Consider the following 21,054-nt stretch of genomic DNA (forward strand, 5'->3'; position numbering starts at 1 on the left):
CTTACTTTTGTTAGTCCAACATTAGAAAAATATGAGTCACAATATCAAACCAGGTGTTGCCACAGGCGACCAAGTTCAAGAAATATTTAACCATGCCAAAGCCAATGGCTACGCGCTACCGGCAGTTAACGTCGTGGGATCTAATACGATTAATGCGGTATTGGAAACAGCGGCAGAACTTAACTCACCTGTTATAATCCAATTCTCAAATGGCGGCTCACAGTTCAATGCTGGAAAAGGCTTAAGCAATGAGGATCAAAAAGCAGCCATATTAGGCGGCGTTGCTGGTGCAAAACACGTTCATCAACTAGCCGTAGCTTATGGTGCTACCGTGATACTACATACCGATCACTGTGCAAAACCACTACTGCCGTGGATTGATGGTTTATTAGATGCAAGTGAAGCACGCTTTCGCGAAAGCGGAAAACCACTCTATTCTTCACACATGATTGACTTGAGTGAAGAACCGCTAGAAGAGAACATCGAGATATGCAAGAAGTACCTAGAGCGTATGTCCAAAATGGATATGACCCTAGAAATAGAGCTAGGCATCACTGGTGGTGAAGAAGATGGAGTCGATAATAGCGATGTTGATGAGTCAAAATTATATACGCAGCCAGAAGAAGTAGCTTATGCTTATGAAGAGTTAAGCAAGGTGAGTGATAAATTCACGATCGCCGCAGCCTTTGGTAATGTACACGGTGTTTACAAACCAGGTAATGTGAAGTTGACGCCTAAAATCTTGAAAAACTCACAAGAATACGTGACTAAAAAATATGGTGTTGAAGAAAATCATATTGATTTTGTCTTTCACGGTGGTTCCGGTTCTACCCTAGAAGAGATACGTGAAGCCATAGGATACGGTGTCATCAAAATGAACATCGATACAGATCTACAGTGGGCTTTTGCCACCGGTATTAAAGGCTATATGGACAAGAATGATGATTTCCTGCAGTCACAAATAGGAAACAGCACAGGTCCAGATTCACCTAACAAAAAGTATTATGACCCACGCAAGTGGTTGCGTGTAGGAGAAGAATCATTCAAGGCGCGCTTGAAGCAGGCTTTTGAAGATTTGAATAATGTAAATACACTTTAATAATTCTGAATTCCAGATTCAGAATTTTCACAACTCATAACTTACAATATGTCTTGGTTCAAAAGAGAAAAGAAGGGAATAACAACGCCTACAGAGGCAAAGAAAGATACACCTAAAGGACTTTGGTACAAATCTCCAACTGGTAAGATTGTAGATGCAGAGCAGCTCAAGAACAACTTTTATGTGAGCCCAGAAGATGGTTATCATGTACGTATAGGTAGTAAGGAATACTTTGAAATCCTTTTTGATGACAACAAATTGAAGGAGCTCAATCCCAATTTGACATCCAAGGATCCATTAAAATTTGAGGATTCAAAAAAGTATGTGGATCGCCTAGAAGAAGCGCAGAAAAAAACAGGACTTAAAGATGCTGTGCGTACTGCCGTAGGTAAATCAAATGGTAATGACCTCGTTGTTGCCTGTATGGATTTTGCCTTTATCGGTGGTTCTATGGGTAGCGTTGTAGGCGAGAAAATAGCACGTGCTGCAGATTATTCCTTGAAACACAAGATTCCATTCATGATTATCTCAAAATCTGGTGGTGCTCGTATGATGGAAGCAGCCCTATCCCTAATGCAATTAGCAAAAACTAGTGCAAAGCTTGCACAGTTATCAGATGCTGGAATTCCATATATCTCACTTTGTACAGATCCTACAACTGGTGGTACAACCGCATCTTTTGCGATGTTAGGTGACATTAATATCGGTGAGCCAGGCGCTTTGATCGCCTTTGCAGGACCGCGCGTGGTGCGCGACACAACAGGTAAGGAATTACCAGAAGGTTTCCAGACGGCAGAATTCCTTCTTGAAAAAGGATTTTTGGACTTTATCGTTCCTAGACCACAATTGAAGCAAAGAGTCAATCAATATCTTGATTTAATTCTCAATAGAAAAATTGAGGTAGTCGTGTAATGACTTCCAATGCCTGTTCGAGCGTAGTCGAGAATTATTTACGAGCATTGAACATAGAGTATTGAGCATAGTAAATCAGGCGTTTACCATGCCTGTTCGAGCGTAGTCGAGAACTGCATCTTAGACACATAATTGACTGTTTTTTCTCAATTCACAAAATTTTGAAGCAACTATCGTTACATAATGTCGTCTGTTAATAAACAAGTATGAACAAAGTTGTTTACTTCCTTATCCTGATTGTCACAGCGGCAGCCTGCTCCAGCGATGATGATAATCCATCAGTCGCTGCTGATTTAGATGGCAGTTGGAAACTAATAAGATCTTGTGGTGGTTTTACTGGTGGTTGTAGTCCAGCAGATCCAAATAATGAAGAGATTATTTCATTTTTAAACGGAATGGATTATACCGTGACGCGTAATGGTTCAATAGAGATCCAAACCACTTATGAAGTAGTTGGTGATACTAACAATGTGTTTAAAATAAACCTGGGAAATGGAATAAGCTATGATTGCAGGTTCACTGATAGCAAACTCATTTATTTAGACAACATGTCTATGGAGTACAGCAAAGTAGACGACTGAACTCTCTAATATAATTCTCTTTTTCAATTTGTTTTTATTTATAAACTGTATCTTTGCAGCCGCTTAGAGATTGATTCTCAAGGCATCGTCAGAGAGACTGACATACATAATATTCATTATAAAATAATTTTGGCATGTATCTAGCACCAGAAAAAAAAGCTGAAATCTTCGCAAAATATGGGAAGTCAGCAAATGACACAGGTAACACTGACGCGCAAATCGCATTGTTTACCTACCGTATCAACCACTTGACACAACACCTCAAGAACAACCGCCACGACTACAATACCGAGCGTAGCCTTGTAAAATTAGTAGGAAAGCGTCGTTCGCTTCTTGATTACAAGATGAGAAAAGATATTGTTGCTTATCGTGAGTTGATTAAGGAACTAGGAATTAGAAAGTAAAAAAATGGGGACCGCGTGTCCCCTTTTTTAGTTTTAGACAAGTCTTACGACTACTCTTTAGAATATACGCCCCACGAGGTTTATCGTGATTACGCTTTCGCGAAAGCGTAACAAAAACAACTATCGCAACAACAAAAGCTGGTTTCTCACTGAGTAAACGCCTTCTCTACCACACACAACTTGAGATAACGTTTAAATTAAACTATGAAACCACAAGTTTTTAAGCAGGTGATCAAGATGGCTAACGGCCCAGACATCACCATTGAAACTGGAGCGCTTGCAAAACAAGCACATGGATCTGTTGTGATCACATGTGGCAAGGCCATGCTTCTAGGAACTGTAGTGTCCAGCTACAAATCTACTGGACTTGACTTCTTACCACTTACCGTAGATTACCGTGAGAAATTTGCCGCAGCCGGTAAATATCCAGGTGGATTCTTCAAGCGTGAGGCACGTCCTAACGATGGTGAAGTTCTTACCATGCGTCTTGTTGACCGTGTTTTAAGACCACTATTCCCTAAGGATTACCATGCAGAAGTGCAGGTAATGATACAATTGATGTCTCACGATGATGAGGTGATGCCAGATGCTATGGCTGGTCTTGCTGCAAGTGCAGCGATCCAATTGTCTGACCTACCTTTTGAATGCCCGATTTCTGAAGTGCGTGTTGCACGTGTAGATGGTGAGTTTGTCATCAACCCTAGCTACTCACAACTGGAAGCTGCAGACCTTGAAATGATGATAGGTGCCAGCGCCGACAGTGTGATGATGGTAGAAGGTGAGATGGAAGAAGTATCTGAAGAAGATATGATCGCTGCTATCAAAGCGGCTCATGAAGCTATCAAAGATCAATGTGCTGCTCAAGTTGCCCTAGCAGAAGCTGTAGGCAAGAAAGAAGTACGCGAGTATGAAGGCGAGAAAGAAGATGCAGATATTGAAGCTAAAGTTGCTGCACTTGCATACGACAAGGTATATGAGGTAGCCAAAAAAGGAAGCGGTAAGAAAGAGCGCAGCTTAGCTTTTAGCGAAGTGAAAGAAGAAGTGAAGTCCCAATTCTCTGAAGAAGATCAAGAAGAAAACGGTGACTTAATTTCTAAGTACTTCAGCAAGACGCATAAAAAAGCGGTACGTGATGTATTGCTCAATGAAGGTATACGTCTAGATGGTCGCAAGACTACAGACATACGTGATATCTGGTGTGAGGTAGATTACCTACCATCAACGCACGGTAGTGCTATTTTCTCACGTGGTGAGACTCAAGCACTAGCAACGGTAACGCTAGGTACTTCTAGAGATGCTAATATCATTGATATGGCTTCACAAGAAGGTGAAGAGCGTTTTTACCTACACTACAATTTCCCACCATTCTCAACTGGTGAGGCGCGCCCATTACGCGGTACGTCACGTCGTGAGATAGGACACGGTAACCTGGCACAACGTGCATTAAAAAAGATGCTTCCTGAAGATCTTCCATACACCGTACGTGTAGTGAGTGAAGTATTGGAATCTAACGGTTCTTCTTCTATGGCAACTGTTTGTGCAGGAACCATGGCATTGATGGACGCAGGTCTACCTATGAAGAAACCAGTTTCTGGTATCGCCATGGGATTGATTACTGAAGGTGATAAATATGCCGTACTATCTGATATTCTAGGTGATGAAGATCACTTAGGAGATATGGACTTTAAAGTTACTGGTACTGAAGATGGTATCACCGCTTGTCAAATGGACATCAAGGTAAAAGGACTTTCTTATGAAATCCTGACCAACGCACTGATGCAAGCCAAAGAAGGTCGCATGCACATTCTAGGTAAATTGACTGACACGATCGCCACTCCAGCAGCAGATGTGAAGCCACATGCTCCTAAGATGGAATCTATGGAGATTGAAGGTAAGTACATTGGTGCCGTGATAGGACCTGGTGGTAAAGTCATTCAAGAAATGCAAAAAGAGACCGATACCGTTATCAACATCAAGGAAGAAGATGAGATGGGTATCATTGAGATCGCAGGTACAGATCGTGCCAATATTGAGGCAGCTCTTGAGAAAATACGCAATATCATCTTTGAACCAGAAGTAGGCTCTGTCTATGAGGTAAAGGTGGTGAAGATGCTAGACTTTGGTGCCGTGGTAGAATTCAAGCCAGGTAAGGAAACTTTACTACACGTGAGTGAGTTTGATTACAAGCGCATTGAAGATCCATCAACGGTTCTTAAGGTAGGTGATGTACTTGATGTTAAATACATGGGTGTAGATCCACGTACCAAGAAGCAGAAAGTTTCTCGTAAGGCAGTGCTACCAAAACCAGAAGGTTGGGTAGAGCGTCCACCACGTGAGCGCAATGATCGTGGCCGTGGTCGTGATGACCGTCGTGGCGGTGGCCGCCGTGACGACCGTCGTAGAGATGATCGCCCGAGACGTGACAACGATGATAAGAAGTCAGAGGATTAAAAAACTGTCACCCTGAACTGGTTTCAGGGTCTCAAAATTCCTAAACCAAAACCGCCACTAGAAATTCTAGCGGCGGTTTTTTTATGAATGAAATGATTGCTACTCAAATGACATTACTGCCGTATTGATAATTAGGCAATCGTCATCAGTATCAGGGTGCGCTACTCTACTGTTATAAGCATGAATCATTTCATTATACAGTGCCCAGATCTCTAACACCTTGCGATCTGAAGCGTTTAACTTGTTAAGGTTTTCGGTGTTGGGACGATAGATTGTTTTCCGTGCATGGCTATCAGTATCGTAAGATAAAAGCATTTCGTCAGCTTCTACATCAATCAAAAAGTTTTTAAACTCAAGCCATGGCGATTTATACTTGTATTTTCTACCATTCACGGTAATTCGTCTCCCATCATGTTTAAACTCAACTCCATCGACACTCAGGATATCGTTTGTCATGAAATGATTATCATGAGCAACATATAATGGATCAATTTGTAGGCCTACCTTGTAGTCGCCAGTATCATAAATCAAGGTGTCAGATATGATCTCAAACTTGTGTATCGCGTTCTGCGCCAATGAAAAAATTGGTAATAATAGAAGAAGTAAAAGTTTATTCATGATGATTGGTTTCCTAAACCTCATCAAGTTGCATGCCAGCTAAAAATATGTTCAGCAACCTACTACCCTACATTCATCGCAAACTCTTTGGAACTAGTATCCAGGCGATCTTCCAATAATCGAGATGCCATCAAATAGGCAATGATACCTACACCAGCTTTATTTACTACATCAGCTATCGAGAAAGTGATGTGTATCCAACTGTTGTCCATTTCAGGAAAGAGCGCAACAAGAATATACCCAATAGGGTAAACGCCCCATAAAGTCACGACTGTTAGCGACATGTATTTATAGGCACGACGTTCTAAAGTCTTGGCCTCATGGCGGTATTTATTCCATATCTGATACATGCCTACCAGCACCATAGTATAACCTACGGTTGAAATCGCACCCCAAATCATACGTGATTGTACCATAATGGAACCGTCTGCATCCAACTGTTGCTGCCCAATAAACCCAGTGGCAATCATGAAAATATCTCCCAAAACTACCAGCGCAACAATCACAGCGATTCTTGAGTACTTGATGCGCAAGACACTGATCATTTTGATCAATAATAGCGGTGTGGTCACCATCCAGTCCATGTAACGCAACTGACCTATAGCGTTGTAGCCATTGCGCTTAAATTCATTGCGGGTCGTCTCATCTGTGATAGTCTGTAATTCTTGGAGAAAATCTTTATAGTAATCGCTTATAATGAAGTAGCTAATGCCTGCCACCACACAGATAATTGCTGTAAACACACGACTTGTATTATGTTCTGGCGCCACGTGCGTTCTGGTAAACCAGCTGAAAAAAAAGGATGCTACAAAACAAAAGAATGCGACCATCATCACATAATAAGTGGCTACTTCTAGTAACCCTAGGCCATCGCCTACTGCTGGTATAAATGAGTTCGCTAAATCCATAATGAATTGAATGTTGAGCTACAAAGTAGGAAATAGCACACGCAATCAAACGTGCGTTAAGAAAGTTTTGAAGTTATAGACTCCTTTGAGCGTATCAGTTTATAGAATTTACGCTTTCGCGAAAGCGAGGTCTTAAAAAACATATCACCGGAAATACGAAATGTTCAAGCATCAAAATGGTAAGAAATTTAATGCTTATAAATATTATTTTTATTCAACCTATTTGTAATCCTTCCAATTGTTATTAAATCGTAGCATATTATTATTTGTATTTCTATCAATCCCAAGTTCTCTTTTTGCTCAAAAAGAAGGCAATACATGGGTTTTTGGTCAAAATGCGGGTGTCGAATTTGATGGTATCGCTGTGCGCTCCATCGAAGAGGCTCGTTTCAATTCTACCGAGGCCGCAGCATCTATATCTGACAGATTTGGAAATTTTTTATTTGCGACCGACGGTACAAGGGTAATCAACTCTGAATTTCAGACCATGGAAAATGGAGACGATTTAGATGGATCTCAAAGCTCTGCTCAAATCGTCATCTTGCCTGATCCGACTAACGAGCTGAGATACTATATTTTCTATATAAGCAAACAAAATGATAGACTGAATCTCAATTATGCGTTGGTTTCGTTTGTTTCAAATCCCTTGGGTAACGTCATTCTTAAAAATTTAAATTTGAGAAGCAATGTTACTGAACGGCTCACTTGGCTTTACGGTGATTACATAAATAGTTTCTATATAATTGCTAGTAGTTCAGATACTTTTTTTGTGTACTCGCTAGATACCGCAGGATTGAATGAGTCACCTCGCAGCTTTAAGATGAATACCGATGACATCATCGAGATAAGCCAAATCAAATATAACGCAGCGCGGGATTTGATCGCTAACGCCAATCGAGATCAAATTGAGATTATGAATTGGGATCGTGATTCTGGTGCTGTTCAAGATAGTTTTGTTATAGACTTTGAAGACCGAGGTGATTTCAATTCCATTTACAGCATTGAATTTTCAAAATCTGGCAGATACCTTTATGCTAGCACCGTTTTTGACGGTATTTATCAAATTGATTTGCAAGATCTCAATTCCGAAGATGCCCAAAATTCAATTACCCAACTGTTACCTATAAATCCAGTGGTTAGGGATAATGGCGTGCAAGTTCTGGATTGGGCTTTACAAATAGGGCCCAATGATAAAATATATGTTTGCCACGGCGGTTATGATGCATTAGGTGTTCTAGAAAATCCTGAAAATGAAGCAGGCTCAGTAAATTACAATTTTGCTTCAGTACCATTAGATGGTCTTACCGGAATCAGTTTACCGCAGTTGCCACCTTCTTTTAAATTTGGCGATATCATTACAAGAAACAATTGTAGCGGCGAGACTGTCAATATAGAATTGATTACAAACATTCTAGGTACAGTGACTTGGAATTTAGGTGATGGCACTATAATAAGTGGTAATCCCATTGATCATATATATAGCGACTCAGGCACGTATCAAATAACCGCTACTGTCTCTTCACAATCTGGCAATATAACGTTCAGTCAAGAAATAGAAATGTTTCAAAGCCCGCCAGATTTGAACAATCTAGAAATCATTATTTGTAATGATGACGCGATTAGTCCCAATCAAATTTTAGATCAGATTGATGATTTCGATGATAGGGAACTTTATGAAATTGGACTTTATTCATCCGTAAACGATGCAATGGAGATGATCAATGAAATTAGTGATCCTATTACTCTTAACGACAGTACGACTGAACTTTTTCTCAATATCTACAATCCAGATAATCTTGCTTGCTCTAATATCACTACGCTTGAGATCACAAAAGAAAACCTTGACATTGACAATTTTCAAGAATTAGAGATTTGTCCAAATGCTGCAACGACGATCTATGCACCAGAAGGATTTAATAATTATCAATGGTCTGATGGAACGACAGGCCAGCAAATAGATATCACAAACGCTGAAAGTATTAGCGTCTCGTTCAATACCAGAGCTGACGATTCAGGTTGTGAACTAGAAGTACATTACAATTTCATTAATAGATCATTGATTCAAGAAATAGAGGCCCGAGTTGTAGAATCTACTAGCAGTGGCAACACTATTGAAATTTTATCGCCGTTGGGTGATGATTATGAATACGCTATCGACGGTATTTCCTTTCAATCAGAGCCATTATTCGAAAATTTACCAAACGGCATCTATACCATAACTGCACGCGACACCTTGTGTGACCAAGTGTACTCATCAGAAATTGTAATTTCTAGATTGCCAAAATTTTTTACTCCCAATGGCGATGGTTTCAATGACGTATGGAATCCATTCAGCGATACAGAACGAGATATTTTATTAGTCAGGATTTTTGATAGATACGGTAAGTTGCTTACTCAATTATCACCATCTCAGCCTTCATGGGACGGCACGATAGACGGACAGGATTTACCCAGCTCAGATTATTGGTATTCCATAATTGATGAAAGCGATAAAGTTATCAACGGACATTTTACTTTGAAAAGATGAATTCCATGTTCAAAATGCTATCTCGGTCATCATAATTTTAAACGTTTTTTGAATGACTACGCTTTCGCGAAAACCTAATCACCACCATCTACAAAAAATGTAAATACAGCCAGTAGATCAAAAATCCTATAACCATAATAAGTGTCACTATCCTAACAAAGAGTAATCGTCGTTGACCAGATTTGATGACGAGCCTAATGCGCATCACGTCAATGAAAACTAGTATCAAGCCTAGAATTAGATAGATCCACTTTTGAGTTTGAAATTCCAGCGTGCCTTTGAAAAGAAAAAACAATAAAATCAATAGCAGGATGACCATGGACGCGATGTTCCATTTATTGATTTTTGAGCTTGGATTAGGTTTTGACTCCATAAATGATGGTGATGTTTTGTGGCTAATCTCGAGGATAAAGATTAGAGTTTCAAAAGTTCATGCGTTTATGCACAAGCTACTAGCATCTTTAGATCCGAGTATCAATCTAATGATACTTAAGCCTCTTTGGAGTCACTCTGGACTTGAGGTTCCTTTTTGTATGCCACCCAACAAAATACAATCATTCCAACCACCATCGGAACGTATAGTTCAATTTCCAAAAATAAGTCGATCAAAATCGCAATGGACGTGAAGATGATGCTGGCTATTAATATGATTTTAAATAATTTCATAGATAATGGTCGATTTTCTCAAGTATACAAAACGTGATATGCAATTCCTAATTTGATTCAGGATGTAATCTTACCTTTGCCAAAACCTCAACACCATGCCTAAACTTATTGCACCATCAGTACTAGCTGCAGACTTTGCCAACCTTCAACGTGATTGCGAGATGCTCAATCGCAGTGATGCAGACTGGTTCCATATTGACATCATGGATGGTGTATTTGTGCCTAACATTTCGTTTGGGATGCCTGTGCTGCGTGACATTATCAAACATGCTGATAAAACCATTGATACGCATTTGATGATCGTTGATCCAGATCGATATGTCAAGACTTTTGCAGATCTAGGTTGCGATATTCTTACTGTTCATTATGAGGCTTGTACTCACTTGCACCGCACGCTGCAAAACATCAAAGCACATGGTATGAAAGCTGGTGTGGCACTTAATCCGCATACTAATGTTGACCTGCTCAAAGATGTTATTCAAGATATTGATTTGGTGTGTTTAATGAGCGTGAATCCAGGTTTTGGCGGTCAAAGCTTTATTGAAAACACTTATTCAAAAGTGAGCGAACTGAAAGAATTGATCAATAAAAAAGGTACCGGCACACTTATAGAAATTGATGGTGGCGTGACTGATAAAAACGCAAAACAATTAGTGGCCGCTGGAGCTGATGTCCTGGTAGCTGGATCCTACGTTTTTAAATCTAGTGATCAAGAGAAAACAGTCAAAGAACTTAGAGAACTGGCCAATTCATAATTGCATTATGAAAAGCATACTTCAAACATCCCTTTTCTTCATCTTTCTAATCACTAGCTCAATGACTAACGCGCAGAGCATTGAAAAACATGAGTGGAAAGAGCGCGTGCTTCTTATCATGGAAAAAGAATCGGAGTCATCAAACACAGAAAAGCAAATCGACTTGCTTCTGGACAATGCTAATGGACTCAAAGAGCGACAATTGGTTACCTATGTTATATCTGAGAAACAGGCACAGAAACTAGATCGTGCAAATGGTAAATTGGTTAAAACGACCAACTCAGATCATCTATTCTATCGTTACAACAAGGGAAACGCAGATTTCAAAGTCATTCTCATAGGTCTAGACGGCACAGTAAAAAATAAATATCTTGAACCTGTAAGTACTAAAAAACTGTTTACCATCATCGACGGCATGCCCATGAGAAAAGCAGAGATAAAGAAGGGAAATTAGTAGTTAATCCTATTCATTCAATCTCGCAAATAGCTACGACTAGTTTAAGTCAATATTTAAATTTTACTTCCTACCAGCCAGTATCTTTGCTTTATGGCTGTAGATATTTATGACGTTCTCATCATTGGCGCTGGTCCTATAGGGATTGCTTGCGCGCTTGAAGCTAAAAAGGCTGGACTAGATTATCTAGTCATAGAAAAAGGACCGCTGGTCAACTCGCTGTACCACTACCCGACCAACATGAACTTTTTCAGCACTAGTGAGAAACTAGAGATTGATGAGATTCCGTTTATTTCTAAAGAAGCCAAACCTAGCAAACAAGAAGCCTTAGAATATTACCGCAGGATTGCCACCTCTAGCAATTTGAACATCCATCTTTTTGAACTGGTTAAGTCGGTGAACAAGTCTAGTGATTTTGAGATCATCACTGATAAAGCTACCTATCATTCCAAAAGTATCATAGTCGCCACAGGATTCTATGATATACCAAACAAATTGAATGTCCCTGGCGAGAATCTATCTAAGGTCACGCATTACTATGATGACCCGCATTTGTATGCGTTCCAAAAAGTAGCCATCGTAGGCGCCAGCAATAGCGCAGTCGATGCCGCGCTAGAAATCTATCGTAAAGGTGGCGAAGTAAGCATGATCGTGCGTGGCAATTCTATTGGTGATCGCGTAAAGTATTGGGTAAAACCAGATATTGAGAATCGTATTAAAGAAGACTCTATCGCAGCTTATTTCAATGCAGAAATTACTCAGATCAAGGCAAAAAGCATCGTCTTTACCCAAAATGGCGAGACCCATGAGATCGCAAATGACTTTGTGGTAGCACTGACTGGCTACAAGCCCAACTTTAATTTTCTCAAGATGCTGGGCGTAGAATTAGAGGGTGGTCGCAAGATTCCCAACTACGATCCACGCACTATGCAAACCAATGTTTCGGGAATTTATCTAGCAGGTGTAATTTGTGGCGGTCTGGACACGCACAAATGGTTTATAGAGAACAGCCGTGTCCACGCTGAGTTGATCATCAAGAATATCACAAACAGCCAGAATGAACTAGCTGGCGTGGTAGAATAATTTATCTAGCGGTGTAACCACCATCAATGATGTGGTAGGAACCAGTCACAAAACTGGCTTCTTCACTGGCCAACCAGTAAACGATGTTTGCTACCTCATCTGGTTTTCCCAATCTACCTATAGGATGTTGGGCAATCAATTGTTTTTCCTGTTCCTCATCAATTACATCTAGCAGTGGCGTCTCAATATATCCTGGACCTACGGCGTTAATGCGTACACCTTTTTCGGCATACTCAATGGCGGCGGTTTTGGTCAAACCTACCACGGCATGTTTTGCCATGACATAGGCCACAGATTGTGGTGACCCTACGGATCCTAGCATACTCGCCATGTTGACGATCGCGCCACCTGTTTTTAATAATTCTGGTATCTGCGCCTGGCAACCGTAAAAAACACCGTTTTGGTTCACTGCAATCACGTTGTTGTAGCTTTCCTCTGGATAGTCTGCCGTTAGTGCCATCTCACCACTTATCCCAGCATTATTTACGGCAGCGTGTAGCGCACCGTATTTATCTACAGTCTTCTGGACAAGCATTTCGTTTTCAGATTTTTTGGAAACATCTGCTTTAATAAAGTAGGCTGATCCACCTGCATCTTCTATTTCTTTGACAACGCTTTTTGCATCTTCTTCATCCACATCTGAAACGACGACATTATATCCTTCTTTTCCAAATCTATGGGCGATTGCTCTTCCCAATCCACTGGCGGCTCCTGTAACTATGACGGTCTTTTTCATTTTTTCTTTTGAAGATAGCCATCAACAGTCTCAATATGAGTTAATAAAGTCTGAATTGTGTTATAAAGATGATAGGGATTACGCTTTCGCGAAAGCGTAACAGCCACAAGCACACTAACAAGGAAATTTCTCTAGAAAACTGCAAATAGATTATGCAGACTTGTTGCTTTTCAACAACTCCATCAAGTCTGGATCTTGACCTAAAAGCACAGCCTCACTATTGATTCGACCTTCTAGCGGGCCGTTCTCCAATTTAAGAACGCCACGTGGACAAACCGCGCTACAAATACCGCAGCCTACACAGCTGGCACGTATGATGTTTTCGCCCTTTTGAGCATAGCTGCGCACGTCAATTCCCATCTCACAGTAAGTAGAACAGTTACCACATGAAATACACTGACCACCATTAGTCGTTATGCGAAATTTTGAAAACAAACGCTGCTGCAATCCCAAGATCGCCGCCATAGGACAACCAAAACGGCACCAAACGCGATTACCAAAAATGGGATAGAAACCAGTACCAATAACGCCAGAAAATATAGCACCAATCAAAAACCCATACAGACTCTTAACAGCAACATCCAGTGAGTAGATTTTCTCATTAATACCGAATGAAAAGTAAGCAGCATTCACCTGTATCTGCGTGATGTCCACAAAGTAGATCAAAGCAACAGATGCTAATGATATAGCCAGATAAACCGTTGCACCAACAATCGCATCTTTCTTGAGCGTATCACGCTTCCAGATCATCACAGCTGCATACAAAACCACGAGAAGTGCCGCCACCGAAAACAAAAAGGTATCTCTGGATAACCAGTAACCTTCGCCCTCATAACCTAGATAAACGCTTACCACAGTAGTCGTCATCATAACCACAAAAACGAGAACACTGTGTACTACCCAACGTTCTACTTTCCATGCAGCCTGTGACTTGTCAGACAATTGTCTAAAAGAATCTCCAGCAGTCTCGGCCAGGCCACCACAACCACAAACCCAACTACAGTACCAGCGCTTACCATATTTGTATGTCAGTATAGGTGTGATGATAAAAATGGACGCTAGCCCAAAAAACAGCAAGAACATACCAATAGCACCAGAACTGATAAAGTCATTGATGCGGTATTGCTCAAAGTTGTAATAGTTGAGTGGCCAGATGTTTTTAAGATCGTAGTAAGGCAAGTTGAATCCGTCGCCGTTCAATCGTGCCATAAATTCTGGAATCAAGAATGCAAAAGCCGTCTGAAAAAACATGACGCTGCTCGTGCGTATGATTTCATATCTATTGTGTCTATACTTCCAGATAAATTTGACACCAAAAGCTAAAATAGCTACCGTATAGAGCGTACCATAAACAAACCATTGACTGGCAGGATTACCACTCAGCGCACGGCTCAAAGGATCAAATAGCGCCACCACACCAGTATTGGCACCATCTGGATTAAGGCCTAGCAATTCTGCATAGAAGTAGAGCACGATGTAAAATCCAGTAAGCGCAATTCCAGCCATCCAGCCTAAAACACCACGACTGGAAATAGACTTGAACCACACGCCGTCATTTTTAATTCCAGCCTGTTTGTGGGCATAACTAGCAATGGTAAAACCTATAATCCCGACGCTCATTAGCACCAAAGATGCTGTGAGCCACAAAGCAGCATTAGTTATAGATTGATTGAAAAGATGCAAGACGAGGATACCTAATCCTGCCATACCAGCAAAAACCGATGCGCGTTGACCTGCATTAAGTGATTTTGGCGGCTCGCCAGTTAAGGACATACTTTTTTGAACAGTGGACATAATAAATGCTTTTGGTGGTTACAACAACTATGCGGTTTGTGCAGCTTCTTTAAAATCAAAGTCTGCTTTTATGGCTGCAAATGGTTTGGTATAAAACTCTGGATTGAAACAAGACTTCTCAATATTAGAAATCACTTGATCTACCGTGCGCTCGTCAGTGAGCCATTGGTCAAATACCTCATGTCGCATGCGTATCCCAAAAGTGTTGATGCCAATGAACTTACGACTGGCGATATTGTACTCAACCGTGATGGCGCGGTCCTCTTTAAGATCTTTCCAGTGGTAGTGCGCGTGCCCTTCTTTTGGTACAGCCCATACCCAACCATAGGTTTGATATTCGATATCCATGAACTTGGCACTATTGAACCAGTGTCCTGGATTCCATTTTTTAGGATTACCACATAAAGTTTGTGCCAGCGTCTCGCCCATCATGCGACCTGTGTACCAAACTGCTTCTACTGACTTGCGCTCGCCTACTGGCTCACGTTGTTGCGCGCAATCGCCTATGGCATAAACATCAGGATAATTCGTCTGTAAATGACGATCAACTAGAATACCGCGATCGGTTTCTATGCCGCTGCCTGTTAAAAAGCCAATTTGAGGTCGCACTCCAGCGCAAAGTCCGACAAGGTTGCACTCTATGATTTCGCCTTTGGCGGTTTTGACCGCTTTGACTTTTCCGTTTTCGTCTCCTATGATTTCTGCCATTTCTTCTTCATGGCGCAAATCAATATGATGCGACAAGATATGATCTGAAATCATGGTAGCGTCTGGCAACGGCAACACGCCACTCCAGAATGCTTTCTCGCGCACAAGGAATGTCACTGGTATTTTTCTGGTGTGCAGCATTTCGGCAAGCTCGACACCTATCAAGCCACCACCGATGATCACGGCGCGTTTGCAAACTTGATTATTGGGCGCGTTGATTTCCAGCGCATCTAGATCTTGTCGAGACACCAGCCCTTGAACGCCTTGCAAATCCTGGCCAGGCCAGCCAAACTTGTTAGGGATACTACCGGTAGCCAGCACCAGTTTGTCATACTGCATTTGGTCGCCAGTTGCAAAAGTGAGTGTCTTAGAATCTGGCTCAACTTGCTTTACGTATGCGTTCTTGAGCTCGATATTGTTCTTTTCCCAGAACCAATTCTCATACGGTTGCGTGTGCGCAAATTTCATGTGACCCATGTACACATACATCAGCGCCGTGCGCGAGAAAAAGTAATCTGTCTCTGCACTTATGACAGTAATTCTATGATCTGAAAGTTTGCGTATGTGGCGCGCACAGGTGATTCCTGCAATGCCATTTCCTATGATAACAATGTGATCCATACGTGGTTGGTTTGGGTTGGAAAAGCCTTGGCTGACTTTAAAGCTACAACAAATTAACAATTATTAACAGCCTCGACATTATTTAATTCTACCTGTTTACTAGGACAAATTTCCCTGATCGCTCCTTTTTCTATGTATTATCTTTAGGCACAAGCCTTGGCGTGATAATTGAACCTCTTTTTCCATGAAAATTCAATCCTATAAATTTTTACTTGTTGTAGTGTGGATTTTGGTGGGTTCCGCTTTCGCGAAAGCGCAATTATCAACCATCAACACTGCTACCAGAGAGCTATTTGCCAACCATGTTGCAGCTGGACAAGTGGACTATGCAGCCATCAAAAAAGATCCTACAAACCTAAATACCGCAATACAATCCATTAAAAAGATTAACCTGAACTCTTTGACCGCAGCAGAACGTAAAGCCTTGCTGATCAATGCGTACAACTTATTTACCATCAAAGGCGTGGTAGACGCCTACCCTATAAAATCGGTGATGGATGACGCATCATTTTTTGATGCTACCCGATATGAATTAGGCGGTGAAATGGTTTCTTTAAATCAGCTAGAGAAACAAATCTTATTCAAAGAATTTCCTGACCCACGATTGCATTTTGTTCTCGTTTGTGGTGCCGTAAGCTGTCCACCGCTTAACAACAAGCCTTTTACTGCAGAGAATACAGAATTCATGCTCAAGAAACTCACGCGTGCCGCAATCAACAATCCGGCATTGGTAAAGATAGATATGCATGAAAAAGTAGCTTACGTTTCTAAGATTTTTGACTGGTATGCTGCAGACTTCACCAAAAAAGGGACTTTGATAGATTACCTCAACACCTATCGTGAGGACATGATACCAGATGGTTTCAGCGTCAAGTTTATGAGTTATAATTGGTCGCTTAATGATGCAAAATAGTATACTTACCTTATTTCAAGCGCTGCCTAGCTTTAGAAGAATTGCTGTGTGGATTACAGCGATAGCAATGGCAACCTTGACTATTTCCTGTACTGCCCAAACTCCAGAAAGTATAGACGGGATTTCGTTTGTCGCAACTAGAAATCCTATCGATCAAACTGATGTGCAGCCGCTGTTGGACTATAATGCCGATTATGCCGCAGTGATCCCTTATGGTTTTATGCGTGATCTATCAAGTCCAGAAGTGATCTACAACACTGATAGACAATGGTGGGGCGAGACTAAAGAAGGTGTAGAAAAAACGATAGAACTGTTTCACACAGATGGGCTCAAAGTCATGCTCAAACCACAAATCTGGATCTGGCGTGGCGAGTATACAGGTAATATCCAGCTAGAAAATGCGCAGCAATGGAAACAGCTGGAAGACAGTTACAGTCAATATATTCTCGATTATGCGCAAGTGGCCCAAGACCAAAATGTAGAAATGTTATGCATCGCTACGGAGCTGGACAGCTTTGTTGACCAACGTCGTGATTACTGGATGGAACTCATCAAAAAAATCAAGGCGATCTACCAGGGCAAAATTACCTATGCAGGAAATTGGGACAGCTATAAAAACGTGCACTTTTGGGATCAAATGGACTACATAGGTGTAGATGCTTATTTTCCTTTAAGCGATCAAAAAACGCCTGATAGCACTACCATTGCAAATAATTGGAAGAAATGGAAGCTGGAATTGAGCACGCTTTCGCGAAAGCATGACAAACAAATTCTTTTTGCAGAATACGGTTACATAAGCGCCGATTATGCAGGCAAGGAACCATGGAAAAATGCCGATGAAACTCGTGAGGTCAATAACGATGCCCAACAAATATTGCTTCAAGGCATGTATGACAACGTGTGGAATGAGGACTGGTTTGCTGGCGGCTTTTTATGGAAACACCATGCAGAAGAAAGTCGACGTGGCTTTGCAAAACGATTTACACCACAAGGAAAACCAGCGGCACAAACTGTGGCTGAAGCCTACAAGAAATACGAGTAAAAGATTATGAGAATACTATATATCATACTATGCGTAGCACTGGGCACTAACGCTGTAAGCGCACAGTTGCTTCAAAACAAAAAGCAATTTACCCGACAAGATTCTCTGCGTGGATCTATAACACCAGAGCGTGCCTGGTGGGAAATCACTTATTATGATCTTGATGTGAAAGTGCAGCCTGATGATAAGTTCATATCGGGTTCCAACACTATTCATTATCGAGTGCTTGAACCTTATCAAACATTACAGGTAGATCTGCAAGAGCCACTTGAGATTCTCAAGGCTGTTCAAAATGGTCGCGAATTAGAAATTGAACATGATGGTAATGCGCATTTTGTAAAGCTGGAAGATGAGCAAAATGTAGGTGATATTAATAAGGTAGAAATCGTTTATGAAGGCAAGCCGCGCGAGGCACGCAATGCACCGTGGGATGGCGGCTTTTCATGGAAAAAGGATGATCAAGGCAATCACTTCATTGCCACATCAAATCAAGGATTAGGCGCCAGCGTATGGTGGCCCAATAAAGATCACATGTATCAAGAAGTGGACAGTATGTCGATAAGCGTCAACGTGCCTAGTGAACTGATGAATGTGGGCAATGGAAGATTGAAAGGAGTTGAATTGAAAAATGATGGAACGACCACCTATCACTGGAAAGTTGAAAATCCCATCAACAATTATGGTGTGAACATCAATGTTGGGAATTATGTGAATTTCTCTGAGACCTACGATGGTGAAAAAGGTGAGCTGTTCATGGACTATTATGTACTGGAAGAGAACCTCAAAAAAGCCAAAGAACAATTCAAAGACGCACCCAAGATGATGGAGGCTTTTGAGCATTGGTTTGGACCGTATCCGTTTTATGAAGACAGTTTCAAGTTGGTTGAAGTTCCATACTTGGGCATGGAACATCAAAGTAGTGTTACCTATGGCAATCAGTATGTCAATGGTTATCTGGGCAACGATTTATCAGGTACTGGTTGGGGTTTAAAATTTGATTTTATCATCATTCATGAGTCTGGTCATGAGTGGTTTGCAAACAACATCACCTACAAGGACATTGCTGATATGTGGATTCACGAGAGTTTCACCGCTTATTCGGAAAATTTGTTTCTCGATTATCACTATGGCAAGGAAGCAGCAGCAGAATATGTGATCGGCACTAGACGCGGTATTAGAAACGACAGGCCTATCATAGGCCAATATGATGTTAATCATGAGGGTTCTGGCGACATGTATTACAAGGGTGCCAACATGCTACACATGATACGCCAGCTTATCAATGACGATGAAAAATGGCGTCAAATCCTGCGAGGACTGAACAAAGAATTTTACCATCAAACAGTCACCACAGAGCAAATCGAAAATTACATTGCAGCACAAAGCGGAATTGATCTAAGTAAAGTATTTGATCAGTATTTGAGAGATGTGCGTATTCCTGTATTAGAATTCAAAAAAACAAACGATCATATTGAATATCGTTGGACTGACGTCGTAAACGGTTTTGCTATGCCTGTTGAAATCGAGTTGGATGGGAAATTAAGTTGGATTACACCAACCGAAGAATATCAGAAATTAGACCTGACCGATTTGACATCAGGAATTAAAATTGACAACGATTATTACATAGAAGTAGCTTTTTTAAAGTAAATCAGCCAGACACTCTTCTACAGTCTTATAATTAAATTCGAATCTTGCATCTAACAAACGTTGTGGATAAACGTATCTGCTTTTAAGCAGAAGTTCAGTTTCTGTTCCAATGACAGCAGCACCTATTTCTAGCAGCCATTTGGGTTGGTCAATACGCAATGGAACTCTAAGCTTTTGGCTCAACACTTCCATGAAATTATCATTTCGCATCGGGTTTGGAGCAGTGATATTGATCGGACCATCCAAATCAGAATCAATGATGAACTTGACCGCTCGACAAAGATCCTGTATATGAATCCAACTGATAAATTGATTACCTCGACCTTGTTTACCGCCCATTCCTAATCTGGTTATCTTCTTGAGCATGGGAAATGCACCACCATCATTTCCTAGAACTATAGATGTGCGCAATGCAATTTTACGCACGCCATCAAAAGACTTACTGAAAAACTCCTTTTCCCATGACTTAGCGATTCCCATTGAGAAGTCGTCACCTATTATTCCGTTTGCTTCTGTATTTATTTGAGTTTCAGAATGTGCATAAATGGTTGCAGTACTCGCGTTGAGAAATACTTTGGGTTTAGTCACAGCCTTTTCCAACGCTAAGTTTAATACTCTCGTACTATCAATTCTAGAGTTATAAATCGCTTTACGATTAGCGTCCGTATATCTACAATCAACAGATTTTCCTGCTAGATTGATGAGTACATCTGTATCTTCTAAGTGTTTGACCCATTCACCTAAATCTTTTCCATTCCAATGAGTTGTATTTTGAATGCGCTTTCGCGAAAGCGTAATTACTAAAACACCTTGCTTTTCAAAATATTCTTTGAGGGCAATTCCTAAGAAACCTGTGCCGCCTGCGATAATAACCTTTTTCATATTCTTGAATTTTGATTGGAAAATTTTTGTTGTTGGTCAGAAAGGATTATACTAAAAACAAGTGATGATGCGCTTATCACAATAGCTATGTCTAAAAGGACCTGAGATTCCAAATAAGCATAAACCAACGATATTATTCCTACCGAGGCTGCTGCGCAGAAATGGCAGAACGCCAATGTCCGAATCTTACCGTTCGTAGATTTGTATAAGATACATATGGTTAGAAACACTTGTAAAATGCCATACGGTA

Annotated in this window: 19 protein-coding genes; 12 read left to right on the top strand and 7 right to left on the bottom strand. The window is 40.9% G+C overall.

Going from position 1 to position 21,054, the window contains the following annotated elements; genetic code table 11:
- The first annotated feature begins 31 nt into the window (after positions 1-31).
- The 5 genes from fbaA to EJ995_RS00585 all read left to right on the top strand — a co-directional run bounded on the left by fbaA (position 32) and on the right by EJ995_RS00585 (position 5,447).
- Entirely contained in the window at positions 32-1,099 is a 1,068-nt protein-coding gene (fbaA, locus tag EJ995_RS00565) for a class II fructose-bisphosphate aldolase (RefSeq protein WP_126444588.1), read from the top strand.
- 48 nt (positions 1,100-1,147) lie between these two features.
- A complete protein-coding gene (gene accD, locus EJ995_RS00570; protein ID WP_126444590.1) occupies positions 1,148-2,011 on the top strand; it encodes an acetyl-CoA carboxylase, carboxyltransferase subunit beta in 864 nt (287 codons plus the stop codon).
- A gap of 206 nt (positions 2,012-2,217) precedes the next feature.
- On the top strand, positions 2,218-2,592 hold the full coding sequence (locus tag EJ995_RS00575; RefSeq protein ID WP_126444592.1) for a hypothetical protein: 375 nt from the start codon (positions 2,218-2,220) through the stop codon (positions 2,590-2,592).
- Between the two features lie 134 nt (positions 2,593-2,726).
- Positions 2,727-2,996, top strand: coding sequence for a 30S ribosomal protein S15 (gene rpsO, locus EJ995_RS00580; RefSeq protein ID WP_126444594.1), 270 nt, complete (start codon positions 2,727-2,729; stop codon positions 2,994-2,996).
- Between the two features lie 204 nt (positions 2,997-3,200).
- The gene (locus EJ995_RS00585; protein WP_126444596.1) at positions 3,201-5,447 is read left to right on the top strand and encodes a polyribonucleotide nucleotidyltransferase; all 2,247 of its coding nucleotides are present in this window, start codon (positions 3,201-3,203) and stop codon (positions 5,445-5,447) included.
- A gap of 99 nt (positions 5,448-5,546) precedes the next feature.
- Here the strand turns inward: EJ995_RS00585 and EJ995_RS00590 are convergent, their stop codons facing one another.
- Together EJ995_RS00590 and EJ995_RS00595 are read right to left on the bottom strand one after the other, a co-directional pair.
- The gene (locus tag EJ995_RS00590) at positions 5,547-6,065 is read right to left on the bottom strand and encodes a hypothetical protein (protein ID WP_126444598.1); all 519 of its coding nucleotides are present in this window, start codon (positions 6,063-6,065) and stop codon (positions 5,547-5,549) included.
- Positions 6,066-6,127: 62 nt separating this feature from the next.
- Entirely contained in the window at positions 6,128-6,973 is an 846-nt protein-coding gene (locus EJ995_RS00595; protein ID WP_126444600.1) for a bacteriorhodopsin, read from the bottom strand.
- Positions 6,974-7,211: 238 nt separating this feature from the next.
- Between EJ995_RS00595 and EJ995_RS00600 the strand changes: the two genes are divergently transcribed.
- Complete coding sequence (locus EJ995_RS00600; protein WP_126444602.1) at positions 7,212-9,500, top strand: T9SS type B sorting domain-containing protein; 2,289 nt, start codon at positions 7,212-7,214, stop codon at positions 9,498-9,500.
- An 88-nt stretch (positions 9,501-9,588) separates the two neighbouring features.
- Here EJ995_RS00600 and EJ995_RS00605 read toward each other — a convergent pair whose 3' ends face one another.
- A complete protein-coding gene (locus EJ995_RS00605) occupies positions 9,589-9,873 on the bottom strand; it encodes a hypothetical protein (RefSeq protein ID WP_126444604.1) in 285 nt (94 codons plus the stop codon).
- A 388-nt stretch (positions 9,874-10,261) separates the two neighbouring features.
- On the opposite strand from EJ995_RS00605, the gene rpe reads away from it, so the two are divergent.
- From rpe to EJ995_RS00620, 3 genes are all read left to right on the top strand, one after another.
- Entirely contained in the window at positions 10,262-10,921 is a 660-nt protein-coding gene (gene rpe, locus EJ995_RS00610) for a ribulose-phosphate 3-epimerase (protein WP_126444606.1), read from the top strand.
- Between the two features lie 61 nt (positions 10,922-10,982).
- Positions 10,983-11,375: a DUF4174 domain-containing protein gene (locus EJ995_RS00615; protein ID WP_164549851.1), complete on the top strand. Its 393-nt coding sequence runs from the start codon at positions 10,983-10,985 to the stop codon at positions 11,373-11,375.
- A gap of 93 nt (positions 11,376-11,468) precedes the next feature.
- Positions 11,469-12,458 carry a YpdA family putative bacillithiol disulfide reductase gene (locus EJ995_RS00620; protein ID WP_126444610.1) on the top strand — a complete coding sequence of 330 codons (990 nt, stop codon included), beginning with the start codon at positions 11,469-11,471 and terminating at the stop codon, positions 12,456-12,458.
- A gap of 1 nt (position 12,459) precedes the next feature.
- Here EJ995_RS00620 and EJ995_RS00625 read toward each other — a convergent pair whose 3' ends face one another.
- The 3 genes from EJ995_RS00625 to EJ995_RS00635 all read right to left on the bottom strand — a co-directional run bounded on the left by EJ995_RS00625 (position 12,460) and on the right by EJ995_RS00635 (position 16,317).
- A complete protein-coding gene (locus EJ995_RS00625; protein WP_126444612.1) occupies positions 12,460-13,194 on the bottom strand; it encodes an SDR family NAD(P)-dependent oxidoreductase in 735 nt (244 codons plus the stop codon).
- A gap of 150 nt (positions 13,195-13,344) precedes the next feature.
- Complete coding sequence (locus EJ995_RS00630; protein WP_126444614.1) at positions 13,345-14,988, bottom strand: 4Fe-4S binding protein; 1,644 nt, start codon at positions 14,986-14,988, stop codon at positions 13,345-13,347.
- A 27-nt stretch (positions 14,989-15,015) separates the two neighbouring features.
- Positions 15,016-16,317, bottom strand: coding sequence for an NAD(P)/FAD-dependent oxidoreductase (locus EJ995_RS00635; RefSeq protein ID WP_126444616.1), 1,302 nt, complete (start codon positions 16,315-16,317; stop codon positions 15,016-15,018).
- Between the two features lie 184 nt (positions 16,318-16,501).
- Between EJ995_RS00635 and EJ995_RS00640 the strand changes: the two genes are divergently transcribed.
- Genes EJ995_RS00640 through EJ995_RS00650 form a run of 3 tightly spaced genes read left to right on the top strand, consistent with a single transcriptional unit; the run spans position 16,502 to position 19,922 of the window.
- Positions 16,502-17,230 (top strand): DUF547 domain-containing protein, encoded by a 729-nt coding sequence (locus EJ995_RS00640; protein WP_126444618.1) that lies wholly within the window; start codon positions 16,502-16,504, stop codon positions 17,228-17,230.
- Positions 17,217-18,272 carry a glycoside hydrolase family 113 gene (locus EJ995_RS00645; RefSeq protein ID WP_241234660.1) on the top strand — a complete coding sequence of 352 codons (1,056 nt, stop codon included), beginning with the start codon at positions 17,217-17,219 and terminating at the stop codon, positions 18,270-18,272. Before EJ995_RS00640 ends, EJ995_RS00645 begins: the two co-directional genes overlap by 14 nt.
- Positions 18,273-18,278: 6 nt before the next feature.
- A complete protein-coding gene (locus EJ995_RS00650; RefSeq protein ID WP_126444620.1) occupies positions 18,279-19,922 on the top strand; it encodes a M1 family metallopeptidase in 1,644 nt (547 codons plus the stop codon).
- On the opposite strand, the gene EJ995_RS00655 is transcribed toward EJ995_RS00650, so the two are convergent.
- Positions 19,914-20,804: a TIGR01777 family oxidoreductase gene (locus tag EJ995_RS00655; protein ID WP_126444622.1), complete on the bottom strand. Its 891-nt coding sequence runs from the start codon at positions 20,802-20,804 to the stop codon at positions 19,914-19,916. The two genes, EJ995_RS00650 and EJ995_RS00655, sit on opposite strands and share 9 nt — an antisense overlap.
- Positions 20,805-21,054: the final 250 nt, after the last annotated feature.

Origin of the sequence: Nonlabens ponticola (assembly GCF_003966335.1) — a bacterium.
GTDB classification, from domain to species: domain Bacteria; phylum Bacteroidota; class Bacteroidia; order Flavobacteriales; family Flavobacteriaceae; genus Nonlabens; species Nonlabens ponticola.